The sequence below is a fragment of the Ovoidimarina sediminis genome (genome assembly GCF_032586175.1).
Taxonomy (GTDB): domain Bacteria; phylum Pseudomonadota; class Alphaproteobacteria; order Rhodobacterales; family Rhodobacteraceae; genus Ovoidimarina; species Ovoidimarina sediminis.
This window is the reverse complement of record NZ_JAWHTE010000012.1, coordinates 1-17876: the sequence shown is the minus strand read 5'-3', so window position 1 is coordinate 17876 and position 17876 is coordinate 1. Positions and strand designations below refer to the sequence as shown.

Here is a 17876-nt window from a genome sequence, read left to right as displayed (position 1 = left end):
GTCGGAAAGCCAGTCTTGCCGGGGCCCGCCGCAGCGGTCATTGACCGCGGTCAATTCACGAAGTGGCCTATTTCAGGCGCGGGTTCAGTGCGTCGCGGAGCCAGTCGCCGAGAAGGTTCACCGAAAGGGCCAGTGCCAGAAGCGTCGCGGCGGGGAAGAACAGGATCCACCACTCCCCCGAGAAGAGGAATCCCTGCCCGATGCGAATGAGCGTACCGAGCGAGGGCTGGGTGGGCGGTGCGCCGACGCCGAGGAAGGACAGCGTGGCCTCTGCGATGATCGCAAGCGCGAGCGATATCGTGGCGATGACGAGGACCGGGGACAGCACGTTCGGAAGGATGTGCTTGAGCATAATCGCCGGGCTCGACCGGCCGATGAGCTTGGCCGCCTGCACGTATTCCTTGTTCTTCTCGACCAGCGTCGCGCCGCGCACGACCCGGGCGAATTGCACCCAGTCCGACAAGCCGATGGCGATAATCAGCACCCAGATTGCCATCTGATCGCGGTATTCCACAGGGGTGAATCCCTTCGCGATGCCGAAGATCAGCATGGCGACGAGGATTGCCGGGAAGGTAAGCTGGACGTCGGCGATCCGCATGATGATCGTCTCGGTCCAGCCGCCCGCATAGCCCGCGAGAAGGCCGAGAAGGACGCCGAGGACCATCGCAAAAAGGACCGCGGAGAAGCCCACGAAAAGCGAGATCCGCATACCGTAGAGGATCGTCGAAAACACGTCGCGCCCTTGATCGTCGGTACCCAGCCAGAACACATCCCCTGTGAAGGCGTTGGGCTGCATCGGGGCCGAGAACCCGTTCATCAGGTTCAGGCTGGCCGGGTCGAACGGGTTGTGAGGCGCGATGAGCGGGGCAAGTACCGCCGCAAGAACAAGGATCACCGTTACCGAAAAGCTGACGACGGCGACGGGGGAGCGCTTGAACTTCCAGAAGAAATCGGAAGCCCGGAAGCGGGCCCAGGCCGAGGGCTCCGCGGCGGCGGCGGTGGCGCGGCGGGCGCTGTCGATTGGGGCGTCGGTCATGTCAGTGCGCCCCCGCCCGGTCGGCCCGAAGCCGCGGGTCGATCGCGAAATAGAGAAGATCGACGATCAGGTTGATCGCCACGAACATCACCGAAATCAGCATCAGGTAGGCCGCCATGACGGGGATATCGACAAACTGGATCGCGTTGATGAAGAGAAGGCCGACACCGGGCCACTGAAACACGGTTTCGGTGATGATCGCGAAGGCGATGATCGAGCCGAGTTGCAGGCCGGTGACCGTGATCACCGGAACCAGCGTGTTCTTGAGGGCGTGGCGGAAATTGACTGCGCGTTCCTTCAGGCCACGGGCGCGGGCGAAGCGGATGTAATCCTGCCGAAGCACCTCCAGCATCTCGGATCGGACGAGGCGCATGATCAGCGTCATCTGGTAGAGGCCCAGCGTGATCGCGGGCAGTATCAGTGCCCTGAGCCCGCTTTCGGTCAGGAACCCCGTCGTCCACCATCCCAGATCGACCGTATCTCCGCGCCCGAACGATGGCAGCAGGTCGAGCTCAACAGAGAATATGTAGATCAGTAATATGCCTATGAGGAACGTGGGCAGACTGACCCCTATGAGTGACACGGTCATGATAACGTTCGACGCGATCCCATCGCGTCGGATGGCGGTGAAGACGCCCAGCGCGATGCCGATGGAAATTGCGAGAAACCCAGAGACGGCGGCGAGTTCGAGGGTGGCGGGCGCGCGTTCGGCGATGATTTCCGCGACCGGGCGACCCTGGCGGTAACTTACGCCGAAATTGCCCTGCACCGCGCCTTCGAGGAAGCGCAGGTATTGCACCGGGAACGGCTGATCGAGGCCGAGTTGGGCGCGCAGGCGTTCGATGTCTTCCTGGGTGCGTTCCTGCCCAAGCATGTTGTCGATCGGATCGCCGACGAAACGGAACATCGAGAAGGCGACAAGGCCCACGACCAGAAGGACGAGGAGCGACTGAAGCACGCGGCGGATGACATAGGCGAGCATCCCAAACTTGTGGTCCGCCCCGCGTCGGACGTCAAGGGAGGGGCGGGTGCACCTCGTCTCGCGTGGCGACGATCACGGCTGCCGGAATTTCCACCCGGTAACCACCGTCATGGGCGCAGCGGCTTCGCACCGCTTCGGTCATCGCGTTGCGAATTGCGTTGCGGTTCTCTTCGGGTTGCCGCGACAGAAGGCTGCCACCACGGGGGGCGCCCCTCAGGAAAATCTCGAACAAGCGGGCGGGATCGTCCATATCCCAGTGGCAGGGCACCAGTTCGATCGACGACAGGCCAAGCCCGGCCTCGGAGAAAAGGCCGCTGGCGGTATCCTCATCCGCGAACCGGTGGAAATCGGGCTGTTCCGGCATGGTGACGGAGGGATCCGCATTCTGCATGACGGCGGGGTAGAGGATGCCGAATGCGGCAGAATGCGCTGGCCCGGCCCATGCCGACATCACGAGCCGCCCGCCCGGGCGCAGCACGCGGGCAATCTCCCGCAGGGCGCGCGGCTGATCGGGCACATGCATCAGGCCGAAGGTGCTTGTGACGGCATCGAAGCATTCCGCCGCGAAAGGCAGATCCTGTGCATCGGCCTCGATGAACGTGGCATCGGGCCGCCGTTTCCGGGCCTCCTCCAGCATGACGGTCGAGAAATCGGCGCCGACCACATCGTGCCCCGCGTCGATAAGCGCCAGCGTGGTGTTGCCCTGGCCACAGCACAGATCGAGCACGCGCGCCGTTCCGGGGATCCGCGAGACCACCGCGGGCACCGCCATGTCGCTTGCGGACGAAAACATGTCGATGTAGCCCGTGGCGATTTCCGGGTTGGTCCAGCCCGTGCGTTCGAGTTCGGCGAAGCCGTCATAAATCGTCATGCTGTCCCCCTTGTTTTCGCGCAGGATGCCCTCCCGCGCGCTTCAGCGTCAACGTCCGTGGGGGATCGTCCAGTCGATCTCGGGGCCCGCCGGGACGATGCCGAGGGGATTGCGCAGTTCCGATTGCGAGAAATAGCCCTGCTTGTAGATGTCGAAGCGCACAGTCCCGGCGACGCCCGGCATCTGGTAGATCTCGCGCGCATAGGCCCAGAGGTTCGGGTAGTCGGTGAGCCGCCGGATGTTGCACTTGAATGCGTAGTGGTAGGCCACGTCGAAGCGGGCGAGGGTGGGAAAGAGGCGCAGATCCGCCTCGGTGAAATGTTCCCCCAGAAGCCAGCGGTGGGTGTCGAGATGCGCCTCGATCCGGTCGAGCGTGTCGAAGACTTCCGTCACCGCGCGGTCATAAGCCTCCTGCGTCCGGGCGAACCCCGTGCGGTAGACACCGTTGTTGACGGTTTCGTAGATCAGGGCGTTCCAGCGGTCGATTTCGGGCTCCAGCCCGGGAGGTGAAAGATCGGGGCCGCCGTCGAATTCGCGGGCAAGCATGCGGACGATCTCGGCACTTTCATTCGAGACGGCGCTGTCGGATTCCCTGTCCCAGAGAAGAGGAACGGTGATGCGGCCGGTATAGGGCGGAGTGGCGCGGGCATAGGCCTCGTGGAGGGCGGCGACGCCCATGAGCGGATCGCAATAGGGCCCCTCTGCGTCATAGACCCAGCCCTGATCGGTACGGCGTGGCCGGGCGTAGGACACCGAGAGATCGAGGCCCTTGAGGGCGCGCACCAGAAGAACCCTGTGCGCCCATGGGCAGTTCCACGCGGCATAGAGGTGATAACGGCCGATCTGAGGCGTGAAGGGACCGTCCTTTGTGATCTGGTGCCGTATGTTGGCGCGCTGGCGTTTGAACTCGCCATCGGCCTGGGTGTCGGGCCCTGGATCCTCGGTCAGGTAACGTCCTTCGATCATCAGACCCATGGGGCGGCTCCTGTCTGGTCACGCCGAGGCAATGTGGCAGGGCGGGGCGCGCGGTCAACTGCGCCAGGCTGCGGAGCACCCGTTCGCCTGTGCACACCTTCAGGTATCGAGGCGCGTAACGCACTGGAATATATCGCGACTTAAACCTTGACCTCAAGTTTACTTGAGGACGCATCCTGCTCTCCGATCTTGAAGAAAGGATATCATCATGCCCAACGCGACCCTCGAACACGTGAACATCACCGTCAGCGATCCTGCCGCCACCGCGAGGTGGATGGAGCGGGTGTTCGGCTGGCATGTCCGCTGGGAAGGCCCGGCGATCTCCGACGGCTACACCGTGCATGTGGGGGATGCGGATCGCTATGTCGCGCTGTATTCTCCGGGTGCTCCGAAGGCGGCGGTCGGGTCGAGCTATGCCCATGTCGGCGGGTTCAATCATCTGGCCATTGTGGTCGACGATCTCGATGCGACGGAGCGGCTGGTCGAGGCGGAAGGCTTCGCCCCCAGAAGCCATGCCGATTACGAGCCGGGGCGGCGATTCTACTTCAATGATCGCGACGGCATCGAAGTGGAGGTTGTCAGCTACGATTGAGCGGGGACCAGAGATCCGCCAGCCTGTCCCAGAGCGCGGCGTTCCCGGCAGTGAGAAGAAGCCCATCGGTCATCGTGGGGCGGTACGGCGTGCCGTCTAAGAGACGCGCCACCCCGCCCGCCTCTTCAAGCGCCAGCACGCCCGCGGCATGATCCCACGGGTTCAGCATCCCGTTCAGCACGAAATCCGCGCGTCCCTGGGCCATCATCCGGTATTCGTGGCAGGAACAGCGAAGCGAATAGGTGCGCCGGAATTCCGGCAGAGTGGCCGCGATCCGTGCCTGATCGGCCTTCCCGTAAAGGTAGAGGCCGACGAAGCCCATCGTTTCGTCAAGCCTGGGCGGCGCGGCGGAGGCCGTTAGCTTCTCGGCCCTCCGGTTGGCCCCGTCGTACCACGCCCCATCGCCCTTCCGGGCGACGATCCAGTCGTCGCCCGAGGGATCGTAAAGAAGCCCGAGGATCGTTTCGCCATCCTCGACCACCGCGAGGATTACACCGAAGGTTGAAAGGCCGTTGGCGTAGTTCCATGTCCCGTCGATCGGGTCGATGATCACGGTGAGGCCGGGGTGGGCGATCCCGTCGAGAAGGCTTGCATCCGTCGCCACGGCCTCTTCCCCGATGATCCTGGCCGAAGGCAGGATCTCGGCGACTCTGGCCCCGATCGCGTGTTCTGCCGCCTTGTCGGCGATCGTCACCAGATCGTCCGGGGCGCTCTTGCTGTCGACCTCGGCCCTGCCCAGAGCGCGGAAGCGGGGCAGGATTTCGGCGCGGGAAACGGCGCGCACCGCTTCGATGAGCGCCTCTTCCTCTTTGGAACCGAACCGGCTCATGGCATGAGCCCCCGGCCGCGCAGAAGCGCCTCGGGTCCGGGCATCCGGCCGCGGAAGGCGGTGTAGAGCGCGTCCGCCTCTTCCGACCCGCCAACCGAGAGGATATGCGCCTCAAGCCGTTCGGCCATCGCCGGATCGAAAGGATCCCCGGCCTCCTCGAAGGCGGCGAAGGCGTCGGCATCCATAACCTCCGACCACATGTAGCTGTAATAACCCGAGGAATATCCGTCGCCTGCGAAGACATGGGCGAAATGCGGGGTGGCGTGGCGCATCCGGATCGCGTGCGGCATCCCGATCTCACCCAGAACCTCTGCTTGCTTCGCCATCGGATCGGCGGGGGCGGGACCATCGTGAAACGCCAGATCAACCAGTGCCGAGGCCACATACTCGACGGTCTGGAAGCCCATGTCGTATGTCGCGGCTTTCAGAAGCCTGTCGAGAAGATCGGCCGGCATGGCCGCGCCGGTTTCGGCATGGGTGGCGAATTCTGCAAGCACCTCGGGCACTTCAAGCCAGTGTTCGTAAAGCTGGGAGGGCAGTTCGACGAAATCGCGGGCGACCGATGTGCCCGAGATCGATTCGTAGGTTACGTCGGACAGCATCTGGTGCAGCGCGTGGCCGAATTCGTGGAAGAGGGTGCGGGCGTCGTCGTAGCTCAATAGCGCGGGTTCACCGGCGGAGGGTTTGGCGAAGTTACAGACGTTGAGGACAATTGGCCGGACGTCGCCGCCGAGCTTCTTTTGCGATCGCATGGCAGAGCACCAGGCGCCCGAGCGTTTCGAACTGCGCGCGAAGTAATCGCCAACGAAGATGGCCAGGTGTCGGCCGTTCCGCGTCACCTCCCAAGCGCGGGCATCCGGGTGGTGAAGGGGCACTTCGACCGCCGCGAATTCAAGCTCGAACAGCCGGGTCGCGCAAGTGAAAGCGGCCTCGATCATCCTGTCGAGCTGCAGGTAAGGTTTCAACTCTGCCTCATCGAGATCGTGGAGCGCCTTGCGCCGCTTCTCGGAATAAAACCGCCAGTCCCAGGCTTCGAGGCGGCCGTTGACGCCGTGGGAATGCATCATCTCTTCAAGCGCGTCGGCATCGCGGAGCGCTTGGGTGCGGGCGGGTTGCCAGACCTGCATCAGCAGATCGCGCACCGCGCCCGGTGTGCCCGCCATCTCGGTTTCGAGCTTGTAGGCGGCGAAGCTGTCGTAGCCCAGAAGCCGCGCGCGCTCTTCCCGCAGCTTCAGGATTTCCGCGGCGATGTCGCGGTTGTCGGTGTCGCCCCCGTTGGCACCGCGCGATACCCAGGCTTCGTAGGCCCGTTCGCGCAGGTCGCGGCGCGGCGAGAATTGCAGGAAGGGCACGACGAGGGACCGCGAGAGTGTCACCACCGGGCCGTCGGCGCCCTTTTCGGCCCCCGCCGCGCGTGCGGCAGCGGTGACGAATGCGGGCAGCCCTTCGAGATCTTCCTCCGCCAGTTCCATCGACCAATCGGCTTCGTCGGTCAGAAGGTTCTGTGCGAATTCGGTGCCTAGCACGGCGAGGCGTTCCTTGACGACAGTCAGGCGTTCGCGATCCTCACCCTCGAGCTTGGCACCCGCGCGGATGAAGCTCCGCCGCGTGAGAAACAGGACGCGGTGCTGTTCGGGTGTCAGCCCGAGGCTGTCGCGGGATTGCCAAAGCGTTTCGATCCGCTCGAACAGCGCGCGGTTCATGGTGATTTCCGAGCCGTAGGCGGAAAGCTTTGGTGAGAAAGCCCGCATAAGGGCGTTGCGCGCCTCGTTGGTGTCGGTTCCGGCGAGGGTGTAGAATACGCCGAGGATGCGGGAGAGCGTGTCGTCAGCCAGTTCCAGCGCTTCGATGGTGTTCGCGAAGGTGGGCGGTTCGGGGGCATCGGCGATGGCGGAGATCCGGGCGCGGGCCTCGCCCAGGGCCGCGTCGACCGCTGGCGCGAAATCATCGTCGGAAATCTCGAGGAAGGGCGGCAGGCCAAACGGGCCGTTCCAGTCGCGCAAGAGGGGGTTGGTCATCGAGGGCACTCCTTTGACCCTTAGCTAGTGCATCCTCGGGGGAGAGCGAAGCCCCCCGGCCCAGAGTCGCGGGTGCGGAAACGAAAACAGGGGCCCCGGGGCCCCTGCTTCACAGAACAGACCGCAGAGCGGCTTATTCTTCGGTCGCGTCCTCGTCCGCGGCGTCCGTCGTGGGGACTTCGTCGGCGGCGGGCGCCTCCGCCTCGTCCTCGTCGTCCTGGCTGGCCAGGCCCGAGGGTGCGGAAATCGTCGCGATCACGAAATCACGGTCGATCGTCGGCTTCGTGCCGGCCGGCAGCTGGGCGCCGGAGATCGTGGCCGAATCGCCGATGTCGAGGCCGGTGATGTCCAGCTCGATGCTTTCGGGGATATCGCCCGCGGTCACCACAAGTTCGACTTCCGGGCGCACGAGGTTCAGAACACCGCCGCGACGCAGGCCGGGGGCGCTGTCTTCGCCGGTGATCACGACGGGAATGAAGAGGTTAATCTTCGTCGTCCGCTTCAGCCGCATGAAATCGACATGCGTGGGCAGGTCCTTCACGACATCGCGCTGTACGTTCCGGCAGATGACGCGAACGTCGTCGTGACCCTCGACCTTCATGTTGTAGAGCGTGGCAAGGAACCGGCCCTGCTTCAGCTTCTTCAGAAGTTCGTTGAAGGGGATGTTGATCGGAAGCGGATCGGTGCCGCCACCATATACGATCCCAGGTACGTCGCCGTTGCGGCGAGCCTGACGGGCGGCCCCCTTGCCTGTCCCCGTCCGGACCTGGGCGTGGAGATCAGGGATCTCACCAGCCATTGGTCTTACTCCATCAATGTAGGGGCGGCGTCCTCCAAGGGTGTACGACCCGCCCGGAAGCCGCGTCTATAGTGGCCTCACTCGGCTTTGGGAAGACCTAAAACGCTTGCGATTACGTCGGGCGGACAGCGCCATGACAGAAGTGCCTGGGTGGCCTCTTCCGGCTGCATCTGCCGCATGAGGGCGGGGTTTGCCACGGATTCCTCGATCCGCAACAGGCCGATCCGATCGTCCGTGGGCATCGACCAGACGAGATAGCCGCAGATCGCCGTTCCGTTCTCCCCCGGCCCCGAGAAATCGACGGCGGCGATCAGCTGATCGGCCTGGGGATAGAAGCTGAGCGCGTGGGCGCGGTAGCGTGGAATAGCGCCAGCCTCTGCCAGAAGGCTTTTGCGAAGGCCGTTCCACTCTTCTTCGGACAGCAGTTCCGCAAACTCCGGCGTGAAGAAGGCCCGCGCGTTCGCGTGATCCTCGGTCGGGAGCAGATCGAACAGGGCTTCGGAAACCTGTCCGACGAGGCGTGCGGCGTCCTCGCCCGGCTGGGGTGCTTCGGCCAGCGCCGCCACCGGCAGACCAAGAGCGATCACAAGGGCCGCGGCCCTATTCGCCATACGGAACCCAGATCGTCTTCACCTCGGTGGCATGGGCCAGGAACTCGGCGCTTGATGCCAGCGTCCAGTCACGTGCGCGGCCGTAATTGACCCAGGTGCGTTTGAGGTTGCCCGCCGCCTCGCGCTCGACGACGCCGGAAAGGTCCGAAGACGAGAACGACCAGACCGCGTCGATATCCATGTGCCCCGCCATTTGCAGCGCGAGTTCGGTGTGCGAGCCGGTGAGAATGTTCACGACGCCCCCGGGAACATCCGACGTGTCGAGCACCTGATAGAGGTCGGTCGCGGCGAGGGGATAGGGTTCGGACGCCACCGCGACGAGCCTGTTGCCCATCGCCATCGCCGGCCCGATGAGGGAAACGAGCCCGAGAAGCGGGCTTTCGTCCGGCGCGAAGGCCCCGATCACGCCCACCGGTTCGTTCATGGCGAGCGCGATGCCCCGGATCGGCACGCCCTTGGCGCGCCCGTCATGCTTGTCAGCCCAGGCCGCCCAGGTGAACAGCCGGTCGACCGAGGCCGCGACCTCGGCCCTCGCCGCCGCCGCACTGGCGCCGGTGAGATCGCGGAGGCGCCCCGCGAACTCCACCCCGCGGGCTTCGAGATTCTCGCCAATGTAGTAGAGGATCTGCGCACGCAGGTGCCCGGTCGTCTTCGACCAGCCTTTCGCGCCGTGGGCCGCCTCCACCGCGTTGCGGAGATCCTTCCGGTTCGCGAGGCCCGCGTGGCCCAGAAGCTTGCCCTTCGCGCTCCACACCGCCTGGGAGTAACCGCCATCGGGGCGCGCCTGCTTGCCGCCGATGTAAAGCTTTGCCGTTCGGTCCAGGCTGTCGACCGAGGCCTCCTTCGGGGCGGGGTTGGCCGCAAGGGGCTTCAGCGCCGTCGTCTTTCCCTTGGGCCGGGTATAGGCCAGAAGCCCCTCCCAGCCACCTTCGCGCCCGAAGCCGCTTTCGCGCACGCCACCGAAGCCGGCAGCCGCATCGAAGAGGTTCGTGGCATTCACCCACACAACACCGGCGGCGAGCTTCGGCGCGATGTCGAGTGCGAGGTTCACGTTTTCCGTCCAGACCGAGGCGGCGAGACCGTAGCGGGTGTTGTTGGCCAGTGCCACCGCCTCTTCCGGCGTGCGGAACGTCATGCCGACGAGGACAGGGCCGAAGATCTCTTCCTGCATCAGCCTGTCGGAGGTGGACAGGCCGGTGATGAGCGTCGGCGGGTAGTAGCATCCCTGTTCGGGCATCGGGATCTGCGCGTGATAGACCTCGCCGGGCGTGCCGGTGACCATGTCGGCGATCGTCTGAAGCTGCACCGGATCGACGAGTGCGCCGATATCGATCGCCTTGTCGAGCGGATCGCCGATGCGAAGCTTGTCCATCCGCGCGCGCAGGCGGGTGTAGAACCGCTCCGCCACCCCTTCCTGAACGAGAAGGCGCGAGCCTGCACAGCAAACCTGCCCCTGGTTGAACCAGATCGCGTCCACGAGGCCCTCGATGGCCGAATCCATGTCCGCGTCGTCGAAGACGATGTAGGGGGATTTGCCGCCAAGCTCGAGCGTCAGCGCCTTGCCGGTGCCTGCGGTCGCCTCGCGGATGCGGCGGCCCACGGGGGTGGAGCCGGTGAAGGCGACCTTGTCGATCTCCGGATGCTCGACGATCGCGGCCCCTGTGCGCCCGTCGCCGGTGACGATGTTGATTACGCCTTTCGGCACGTCCGCCTCGCGGCAAAGATCAGCGAAAAGGAGGGCAGTGAGAGAGGTGTATTCGGCGGGCTTCAGCACCACCGTGTTGCCCATGGCGATCGCGGGCGCGATTTTCCAGGCGAGCATCAGAAGCGGGAAGTTCCAGGGGATCACCTGGCCGCAGACGCCAAGCGGTCGGCGGTCGGGCAGTTCCGTGTCCTGAAGCTGCGCCATGCCCGAGTGATAGTAGAAGTGGCGCGCGACCAGCGGGATATCGATGTCGCGGGATTCGCGGATCGGCTTGCCGTTGTCGAGGGTTTCGAGCACGGCGAAGAGGCGCGATTGCTTCTGCACGAGACGAGCCAGAGCGTAGAGAACGCGCGCCCGCTCGGGCCCCGGGCGGCGCGACCAGGCGGGGAAGGCCTTGCGGGCGGCGGCCACCGCCGCATCCACATCCGCTTCCGTGCCCTGGCTGACCTCGGCCAGAACCGCGCCGGTGGCGGGGTTGCGACTTTCGAAGGTGTCGCCCGGCGCCGTCCAGCCGCCGCCGATGTAGTGGCCGAACCGCCGCCCGTGGCTTTCGAGCCAGGCCTGCACTTCGGTATCGCCCTCCGGCGCCGGGCCGTAGTCGAGGGTTTCGAAGATCTCTGGGACGTTCATGCGTGCAGCCTCACACTGTCAGCCGGCCCGAAAGCCATTCCTGTTCAAAAGTTCCGATGTCAGGCGCGACGGCGCGCCATTCCGCTTCGATCGGGTAATAGGCCCAGATCCCCGGGTGATCGTGGCGGAACGCGAATTCGATGCCATCCCCGCCCGCGCGTCCGAAGACAAGGGCGGCGCCATCGTCGAATTCGTGGATTTCGGCCTTCGGATAGATGAACCAGAGATAGGCGCGTTCGTCATAGCGACCGTCGGCGAAGTTTTCGAAATAGTCCGGCGCGGCGCTGCGCCATTTTTCTTCAAACCCGCTCATCCCATCGCATGCCGGTAGCTGGCCGAATACCGCCCGGTCACATGGTGTTCGAGCTGGCGTTCGATGTCGCCCAGAAGGCTGGATGCGCCGAAGCGGAAGAGAGCGGGTCTGACCCAGCGGTCGCCCAGTTCATCCTTCATCAGCGCCATGTAGACGAGCGCATCCTTCGCCTTGGAGATCCCGCCTGCGGGCTTGTAGCCCACCTTGAACCCGGTGCGTTCGGCATAGTCCCGGATCGCGCGGATCATCACGAGGCTGACTGGCAATGTGGCGTTCACGCCTTCCTTGCCGGTTGAAGTCTTGATGAAATCGGCCCCGGCCATCATGGCAACGAGAGAGGCGCGCGCGACGTTCCGGAGCGTGCCAAGTTCGCCGGTGGCTAGGATCGCCTTCACGTGTGCGGGGCCGCAGGCCGCGCGAAACTCCACCATCTCGTCATAAAGCGCCTGCCAGTTCCCGGTCAGGACGTGGCGCCGGGAAATCACGATGTCGATCTCGGACGCGCCTGCGGCAACGCTTTCGCGGATTTCCTGCACGCGGAGGGGGAAAGGGGAAAGCCCGGCGGGAAAGCCCGTCGAGACTGCTGCGACCGGAACGCCGGTTCCTTTCAGCGCGTCGACCGCCGTCGGCACCATGTCATGGTAAACGCAGACTGCGCCCGTGGTGATCGGCCCCATGCCGAGCGCCTCGAGCAGATCGGGCCGCACCGGCTGCACCGCCTTCGCGCAAAGCCGCCGCACGCGGCCCTCGGTGTCGTCACCCGCAAGGGTGGTGAGGTCGATCAGGGTGATCGCGCGCAGAAGCCATGCCGCCTGCCAGTCTTTCTTGACCGAACGCCGGGTGCCGATCGTGGCCGCGCGGCGCTCGATCGCGGAGGTGTTGGCCTGGACCGCGCGCACCCAGTCGAGATCGAGCGGAAGGCCGGCGTTGCGCGGTTCGTGAAGCTGCGGCAATCCGGGACCGGGGGCGAGGGCGGCGTCATGCGCCACGGTATCTGGAGTTGTCTGGGACACGGGAAGTCGGGGCGCCTTTGGTGAGCAGGACTCAAGGCCGGAGGATCGCATGGGCGGCCGCTAAATACAAGATTGACCATTTGGTCAAATTTTCTTTTGCCTGAGGCGAAACAGACAGGGCCCCCTGCGAATGGCAGAGAGCCCTGACCGGCCGGAACGTCCTGCGGGAACCGTCGCGTCAGTCCCTGGCAAACCGGCGTTTGCCTTCGCCTTTACCGTCTTGAGCGAAATGCCAGCGGGCATAGGCTGCCACACTGCCGCCTTGGCGGCCGGAGACGGAAATGACGATGCGGTTGTTGGTGCCCGCCTCCCGCGCCGCCGGAGATGGATCCGGGGCGTTGCCGGAGGTTGCGAGGGCGGCGGTGGGCCCGGTGAGGGCAAAGGCGAGAAGGTGTATTGCGAATAGGCGTTTCATCTCAGGTGTCCTTTCTTCTGGAAGAATGGCGTGTCCCCGGGATCCGGGCCGATGCCTGAGGGGTGGGGTGAAACCGGTGCCCCGAGGGGCCAGGTGGCACCGGTTTCTGGGCTGTGCTGTCCGGCGAGGGGGGACTTTGACCGGACAGCGGGGCAGCTTAGTTGTCGCCGCGCTCGCCTTCGTTTTTCAGGTGGTTGAAGACGAAGCGCGCGAGGTCGTTGTTCTTGGTCGACAGAACTGTGCTCGACTGGTCGGATCCCGGCTTGTAGCGGGCGCCGTCGCCGTGTTCGTGATTCTGGGCGAAATGCGACCGGACGACGTGGTTGAGATCGCGGTTCGAGGTCGACATCGTCACGGTCGTCTGGCCGACCTTCTGGCGGAAGAAGCGGGGGCCGTCTCCGGGCTCGTGATCCTGGGCGAAGTGGCGCGCGACGAATTCGTTGAGCGAGCCTGCGCCGTCATAGGTGTCGGCGAACGCGGGGGCGGAGAGGGCCATGGCGGTTGCGGTGGCAAGAACGAGGGTCTTCATGGGTCTGGTTCCTTTCTGGTCTCGGGGGCCTGAGGCGGCCCCGCCGGAGTGGATTTGGGTGGGAGGATTGCGCCTCCGATGGGATAAAGCTGGGGGAGTTGCGGCCTCTCTTCAACGCACGGACACGTGAGATTTGCGCGAGATGGGTGCGTGTGCGCACAGTGCGCTGTGCAGGTGCCGGATCCTGAAACAGAGCACACGGCGCCGCGAGGCGCCGTGTGCGTTTCGTCAGGATTCTCTCAGTATCGTGAGGAGGTTAGCCCGAAAACGGCCGCGCAGGTGGCGTGCAAGGAGACCAAGTGAGTCGCGCTGTCCGTCTGGGCAGAGCGCCTTCGCCAGCGAGTCCTGCCCAGGTGCCCATTTCCTGTGCGGCCCGCCGCTTGGAAGCCGCCCGGGCGTCTTCAGAGAGGTGACAAGCGCGCGCACTGGCGTTAGAGGCAGGGAAAGGGGCAAGGAGCTGACATGGGTTTCGATCGCAACGTCAAGATCGCGCCGTCCATTCTCTCGGCGGACTTCGCCAATCTCGGGGCAGAAATCCGGGCGGTGGAGGCAGAAGGGGCGGACTGGATCCATGTCGATCCAATGGACGGACACTTCGTGCCGAACCTGACGATCGGGCCAAACGTCGTCGCCGCGATCCGGCCCCACGTATCGACGTTCATGGATGTGCATCTGATGATCTCGCCCGCCGATCCCTATATAGGCGATTTCGCACGGGCGGGGGCCGATCTGATCACCATACATGCCGAAGCCGGGTCGCACCTTCACCGCTCGCTTCAGTCGGTGCGCGATGCGGGCAAAAAAGCGGGCGTTGCGCTGAACATGACCACACCGGTCTCGGTCCTCGAATACATACTGGACACAGTCGACCTGATCCTCGTGATGACGATCAACCCGGGCTTCGGGGGCCAGAAGTTTCAGCCTGCTATCACCGACAAGGTGCGTCAGGCCCGCGCGCTTGTGGGCGAGCGGCCGATCCACATAGAGGTCGATGGCGGGATCAGCCCCGCTACGGCCTTTTCCGTAGCCGAGGCTGGTGCGGACGTGCTTGTCGCGGGCTCCGCTGTCTTCAACGGTGGCAGTGTCGATGATCCGGGCGCCTATGGCCGGAACATCGCGGCGATCCGCGCCGCGGCGATGGGGCAATGACATGGCGATCGAGCGTAACCCGAACCCTCGCCTGACGCGGCGCCGTCGCCGGATCGGCCGAACGACGGGGTCGATCGAGCCCCGCTCCGATCTTGCCGCGACATGGGACAGGGTGCGCGTCCGCAACCTGCGGCTCGCGGAAAAGGGGCATGGGCCCGAACCGCTCGACGTGCGGTCGCCGATGATCCGGGGCCTGAGATCGTTCATCCGCGACAGGGGTATACGCAAGATCATCGATGTCTCCTGCGGTGACATGGACTGGTGGCCGCTGGTTCTTGGCGATGCACCGGCCGGGTCGCTTCTGTTTCGCGGTTACGACATTTCACCCAACATCGTGCGGGCGAACCGCATTCGGTTCGCCGACCGCGAGGACTGGTCTTTCGAGATGGGCGATGCGCGCTTTCACAACTTCCCGGAAGCCGATCTTATCGTCTGCCGGCGGACAATGAATCACCTCTGGTCCGGCGACGCCGCGGCGATAAAGAAGAACATCGGGCGCAAGGCGCATCTCGTGGCGCTGACCCACGATCCGACCGTGCGCGCGAACCCGCCGGACGGCATGCGCTATGCGATCGCCACAGATTGCCCGCGCGCGACGCCGTTTACCGCGATGAACATGCGCCGCCCGCCGTTCATGCCGATGCCTATGGTTCACGCCATAGACGACGAGGACGATCAGCTTCTGGCGTTCTTTCCTGGGCGGGCTTTCAGCTGAACTGATCCTGGGTGCCGGGAATACGGATTCGCACCCTCAAATCGACCGGATTGATGGGCGCTTTGCTACGCATTGCGCGGGTTGCCGGGGCAATTCGTTCGATTCCTGCCGATTGTTCCATCACTGAGCGCAATGAGACCCGAAAACACCCCCATTTGCGGTTAGTTCTGTCCAACTAATGACGAATTAGATTATTTAATTATACGTGTAGTGAGTAAAGTGTGTGCAGCCGGGCGAGTGTCATCCCTTGTTGGGAGTCCGGTGTAACGAGTGAAGCCGGCGCTATGCGTATGGCCGGTGTAACGAGTGACTGTGGTGAGTGCCCATTTGCGAAATGTAGCCCGGGGCGGCAAGTGTCGTCCCGGGGCAAAAGGGCAGGATCATCACCCCGACAATGCGAACGCCCTGTGTCTGGTGGCTTGAATCCCGAGATTTGCATGTGCGCGGACCGGAAACGCCTGTTTCCGATTGGCCGCCATTCCCCGATATCGCCCTGAATTCTGACCGGGGGTGCCTCTCTTGTGCCCTGCGGCGGACACCGGCCGGCGGTATTCCGAGGCCGCGACACCCCGTATCTGGCGAGTAGGCAATGGAAATTCTCGATCATCTCTGGCTGCAATTCGGGCGCATGCTGATCGAATTCATTGCCTTCGGGTGTTTCGAGGTCTGCGTTTACTTCATGTTCCTTCGTTTCGTGGAACGGCACATGAGCCGCATCCCGCGATTCCAGGGGTCAGTCTGATCCCCGGAGGGCTTTCCAGGCGGCGCATGACGCCGGTCTGACCACTGCCCGACCCTACGTCACCGCAATCGTGAAGGCGGGTGGCTTGCCAATCCGGCGCGCCTCACGATAATCGCGCGCCAGAACAAAAACGTATCAAGGGAGACTATACATGAAACCACGCCACCTTTTGCTGGCGGCCTCGGTGCTTGCAATGACCGCTGCAGCCGCATCGGCTGAAACCATTCGCTGGGCACGTGCAGGCGACTCTCTGACGCTTGACCCTCATGCGCAGAACGAAGGCCCGACCCACACGGTTGCGCACCAGATCTATGAACCCCTGATCATTCGCGACACGTCTGGCGCCTTCGAGGCTGCTCTCGCGACGGATTGGGCCCCCAAGGCCGACGATCCGAATGTCTGGGTCTTCAATCTGCGACAGGGTGTGAAGTTCCACGACGGTGCGGACATGACGGCGGAAGACGTCGTGTTCTCGTTCGAGCGCGCCAAGACCGACGATTCGGATATGAAGGAGCTTCTGAACTCCATCGTCGAGATCCGTGCGGTCGATGACTACACCATCGAATTCGTCACGGACGGCCCGAACCCGATCCTGCCCAACAACCTCACCAACCTGTTCATCATGGACAAGGGCTGGACCGAGGCGAACAACACGGTGAAGGTGCAGGATTTCGAAGGCGGGGAAACGACCTTCGCCACCACCAATGCCAACGGCACCGGCCCGTTCCGCCTGGTGAGCCGCGAGCCTGACGTCAAGACCGTCCTCGCCCAGTTCGACGGCTACTGGGGCCAGGGCCAGTTCCCGCTCGAAGTGACCGAAATCGTTTACACCCCGATCCAGAACGCCGCGACCCGCGTTGCCGCGCTTCTGTCGGGTGAAGTCGACTTCATCCAGGATGTGCCGGTGCAGGATCTCGGCCGGGTGGCCGACGCCGATGGCCTTGTCGTCAAGACCGCCCCGCAGAACCGGGTGATCTTCTTCGGCATGAATTCGGGCGACGCCGATATCGCGAACGACAATGTCGACGGCAAGAACCCGTTTGCCGATGTGCGCGTGCGCCGGGCGGTGAACATGGCGATCAATCGCGACGCGATCCGCCAGGTCGTGATGCGTGGTCAATCGCAGCCCGCCGGCATGATCGCACCGCCTTTCGTCAACGGCTGGACGGCCGAGATGGACGGCATGGCCGCAACCGACCTGGAGACCGCGAAGGGCCTGATGCAGGAAGCGGGCTATGGCGACGGCTTCTCGATCCAGCTCGACTGCCCGAACGATCGCTACATCAACGACGAGGCGATCTGCCAGGCGGCTGTCGGCATGCTGGCCCAGATCGGCATCACGGTGAACCTCGACGCCAAACCGAAGGCTCAGCACTTCCCGCTGATCAACAACCTCGAAACCGACTTCTACATGCTGGGCTGGGGCGTACCGACCTACGACTCGGAATACATTTTCAACTTCCTTGTCCACACCAAGGGCGATCAGTATGGCTCGTGGAACGGCACCCGCTATTCCAACCCCGAGCTTGACGAGAAGATCGTGAGCCTGGCCTCGAACACTGACCTCGCCGCACGCAACGCGACGATCCAGGAAATCTGGGACGTTGTGCAGGACGAGGTGCTTTACATCCCGATCCACCACCAGGTGCTGAACTGGGGGATGAAGAGCGGTGTCGGGATCGAAGTCGACCCTGAGGACCAGCCGAAGTTCAAGTACTTCACCTGGCAGTCCTCGTAAGGCTGGCCTGAAAGACATGAGGGCCCCGGCGGAGTGATCCGCCGGGGCCTTTGCTTTTTGTACGCTGGCAGTTCCCGGAAACGAAAGCACCCCGCCGCTTTCGCGACGGGGCGCTGAAAAGCGTGGAAGGCTGCGCCTTAAAGCATCCGACTGAAAACCTGAATCGCGGGGATTCCTGTTGGAGCTGATTTGTGATTCATCCTGTCTGGGAGGA

At 64.1% G+C, this 17876-nt stretch carries 18 protein-coding genes; 5 read left to right on the top strand and 13 right to left on the bottom strand.

Annotated features, from left to right (window positions below):
* Nucleotides 1-67: 67 nt before the first annotated feature.
* Genes RXV90_RS14310 through RXV90_RS14295 form a run of 4 tightly spaced genes read right to left on the bottom strand, consistent with a single transcriptional unit; the run spans nucleotide 68 to nucleotide 3864 of the window.
* Nucleotides 68-1036 (bottom strand): ABC transporter permease, encoded by a 969-nt coding sequence (locus RXV90_RS14310; protein ID WP_316649490.1) that lies wholly within the window; start codon nucleotides 1034-1036, stop codon nucleotides 68-70.
* 1 nt (nucleotide 1037) lies between these two features.
* Nucleotides 1038-2018, bottom strand: coding sequence for an ABC transporter permease (locus RXV90_RS14305; RefSeq protein WP_316649489.1), 981 nt, complete (start codon nucleotides 2016-2018; stop codon nucleotides 1038-1040).
* 31 nt (nucleotides 2019-2049) lie between these two features.
* Nucleotides 2050-2889, bottom strand: a complete 840-nt coding sequence (locus RXV90_RS14300) for a class I SAM-dependent methyltransferase (RefSeq protein ID WP_316649488.1) — start codon at nucleotides 2887-2889, stop codon at nucleotides 2050-2052.
* Between the two features lie 48 nt (nucleotides 2890-2937).
* On the bottom strand, nucleotides 2938-3864 hold the full coding sequence (locus RXV90_RS14295; RefSeq protein WP_316649487.1) for a glutathione S-transferase family protein: 927 nt from the start codon (nucleotides 3862-3864) through the stop codon (nucleotides 2938-2940).
* Between the two features lie 208 nt (nucleotides 3865-4072).
* On the opposite strand from RXV90_RS14295, the gene RXV90_RS14290 reads away from it, so the two are divergent.
* Entirely contained in the window at nucleotides 4073-4456 is a 384-nt protein-coding gene (locus tag RXV90_RS14290; RefSeq protein WP_316649486.1) for a VOC family protein, read from the top strand.
* Here the strand turns inward: RXV90_RS14290 and RXV90_RS14285 are convergent.
* From RXV90_RS14285 to RXV90_RS14245, 9 genes are all read right to left on the bottom strand, one after another.
* A complete protein-coding gene (locus tag RXV90_RS14285; protein WP_316649485.1) occupies nucleotides 4443-5285 on the bottom strand; it encodes an inositol monophosphatase family protein in 843 nt (280 codons plus the stop codon). The genes RXV90_RS14290 and RXV90_RS14285 overlap by 14 nt on opposite strands.
* A complete protein-coding gene (locus tag RXV90_RS14280; RefSeq protein WP_316649483.1) occupies nucleotides 5282-7303 on the bottom strand; it encodes a M3 family metallopeptidase in 2022 nt (673 codons plus the stop codon). The genes RXV90_RS14285 and RXV90_RS14280 overlap by 4 nt, the downstream gene beginning before the upstream one ends.
* Before the next feature lie 133 nt (nucleotides 7304-7436).
* Nucleotides 7437-8102 (bottom strand): 50S ribosomal protein L25/general stress protein Ctc, encoded by a 666-nt coding sequence (locus tag RXV90_RS14275; protein ID WP_316649481.1) that lies wholly within the window; start codon nucleotides 8100-8102, stop codon nucleotides 7437-7439.
* Nucleotides 8103-8179: 77 nt separating this feature from the next.
* Entirely contained in the window at nucleotides 8180-8713 is a 534-nt protein-coding gene (locus RXV90_RS14270) for a hypothetical protein (RefSeq protein ID WP_316649480.1), read from the bottom strand.
* The gene (locus tag RXV90_RS14265; protein WP_316649478.1) at nucleotides 8703-11048 is read right to left on the bottom strand and encodes an aldehyde dehydrogenase family protein; all 2346 of its coding nucleotides are present in this window, start codon (nucleotides 11046-11048) and stop codon (nucleotides 8703-8705) included. Before RXV90_RS14265 ends, RXV90_RS14270 begins: the two co-directional genes overlap by 11 nt.
* A 10-nt stretch (nucleotides 11049-11058) precedes the next feature.
* Nucleotides 11059-11361 carry a hypothetical protein gene (locus RXV90_RS14260; RefSeq protein ID WP_316649476.1) on the bottom strand — a complete coding sequence of 101 codons (303 nt, stop codon included), beginning with the start codon at nucleotides 11359-11361 and terminating at the stop codon, nucleotides 11059-11061.
* A complete protein-coding gene (gene deoC, locus RXV90_RS14255; RefSeq protein ID WP_410482371.1) occupies nucleotides 11358-12425 on the bottom strand; it encodes a deoxyribose-phosphate aldolase in 1068 nt (355 codons plus the stop codon). The genes RXV90_RS14260 and deoC overlap by 4 nt, the downstream gene beginning before the upstream one ends.
* Before the next feature lie 127 nt (nucleotides 12426-12552).
* Nucleotides 12553-12789 carry a hypothetical protein gene (locus RXV90_RS14250; protein WP_316649474.1) on the bottom strand — a complete coding sequence of 79 codons (237 nt, stop codon included), beginning with the start codon at nucleotides 12787-12789 and terminating at the stop codon, nucleotides 12553-12555.
* 157 nt (nucleotides 12790-12946) lie between these two features.
* Entirely contained in the window at nucleotides 12947-13318 is a 372-nt protein-coding gene (locus RXV90_RS14245) for a hypothetical protein (protein ID WP_316649473.1), read from the bottom strand.
* A 462-nt stretch (nucleotides 13319-13780) separates the two neighbouring features.
* Here RXV90_RS14245 and rpe point away from each other — a divergent pair, with 462 nt between their 5' ends.
* The 4 genes from rpe to RXV90_RS14225 all read left to right on the top strand — a co-directional run bounded on the left by rpe (nucleotide 13781) and on the right by RXV90_RS14225 (nucleotide 17662).
* Nucleotides 13781-14467, top strand: coding sequence for a ribulose-phosphate 3-epimerase (gene rpe / locus RXV90_RS14240; RefSeq protein WP_316649471.1), 687 nt, complete (start codon nucleotides 13781-13783; stop codon nucleotides 14465-14467).
* A gap of 1 nt (nucleotide 14468) precedes the next feature.
* Nucleotides 14469-15182 carry a class I SAM-dependent methyltransferase gene (locus RXV90_RS14235; protein ID WP_316649470.1) on the top strand — a complete coding sequence of 238 codons (714 nt, stop codon included), beginning with the start codon at nucleotides 14469-14471 and terminating at the stop codon, nucleotides 15180-15182.
* A 589-nt stretch (nucleotides 15183-15771) separates the two neighbouring features.
* Complete coding sequence (locus RXV90_RS14230) at nucleotides 15772-15924, top strand: hypothetical protein (RefSeq protein WP_316649469.1); 153 nt, start codon at nucleotides 15772-15774, stop codon at nucleotides 15922-15924.
* A gap of 151 nt (nucleotides 15925-16075) precedes the next feature.
* Nucleotides 16076-17662 carry an ABC transporter substrate-binding protein gene (locus RXV90_RS14225; protein ID WP_316649468.1) on the top strand — a complete coding sequence of 529 codons (1587 nt, stop codon included), beginning with the start codon at nucleotides 16076-16078 and terminating at the stop codon, nucleotides 17660-17662.
* Nucleotides 17663-17876 lie beyond the last annotated feature (214 nt).